Source organism: Intrasporangium chromatireducens Q5-1 (assembly GCF_000576575.1).
Taxonomy (GTDB): domain Bacteria; phylum Actinomycetota; class Actinomycetes; order Actinomycetales; family Dermatophilaceae; genus Intrasporangium_A; species Intrasporangium_A chromatireducens.
In genome coordinates this window covers 1-838 of record NZ_AWQS01000538.1, presented here as the reverse complement: position 1 = coordinate 838, position 838 = coordinate 1, and the positions used below count along the sequence as shown (strand labels likewise).

1 pseudogene is annotated in these 838 nt (G+C 70.4%); it reads right to left on the bottom strand.

Annotated features, from left to right (window positions below):
• A pseudogene (locus N864_RS25810) lies at positions 1-838 on the bottom strand (conjugal transfer protein TrbL); the annotation flags it as partial.

The window sequence follows — 838 nt, the reverse complement described above, 5'->3', positions numbered from 1 at the left end:
CCACCGCGCTCGTCGGCCGCTCCCGCTGCGGTCTCGGCCTGACCCGCGACCGCCTTGCCCGCCTTCGGGCCGGCTTCGGCGGTGCCCTTGACGACCTGCGCTCCGACAACGACCGCCGCCGCCGGTCCCGCGGCCGCAGCACCGGCCCCCGCTCCCGCGCCAGCTCCTGCGCCTGCTCCACCCCCGGTCGCCGCTCCGGCTCCGGCCGTGCCCGCACCACCGCCACCCGCGGCAGGTGCGCGAGTCGTGGGCGGTGGCGTGCCGCCCGAGCCACCGCCAGACCCGCCGCCGTTGGGGTCTTCGAGAACCTTCTTGGGCTCGCCGCCGCCTTGGGTCTTGGACGGGATCGGGACGGGACGGTTGAGGGCGTTCTTGGCTTCCTGCTCGGTGCCCATCTGCTGGTACAGGTCGAAGCCGACGAAGGAGACGAAGCGGTAGACCATGTAGGGCGCGAAGGCCGCGATGCCCATGAGCACGATGCCGGTGATCGGTTCGGTGACAGCGGCGATGTCCAGCTCGATCGGGGTGGCGATCTGCGTGATCGCCAGCAAGAAGATGATGACGAGCACGAGCTTGCTGATGATGAGGGCGATCACGAACGCCGCCCATTTCCCGATCCACCCTTTGGTGGCGTCCCAGGACGCGCCGGCGAACGCGATCGGTGCCAGTACCACGCCGACCAGCAGCAGCGCCTTGCGGATAAGCAGGCTGAACCAGACGATCGCGACGGCGGCGATCATCAGCCCAGCCAGGAAGATCGTCACGATCGCGCCGACGCCGGGCGCGGCGATGTTGATGCCGGTCAGCCCGGCGGCGAGCAGGATGATCTTGTCGCCCA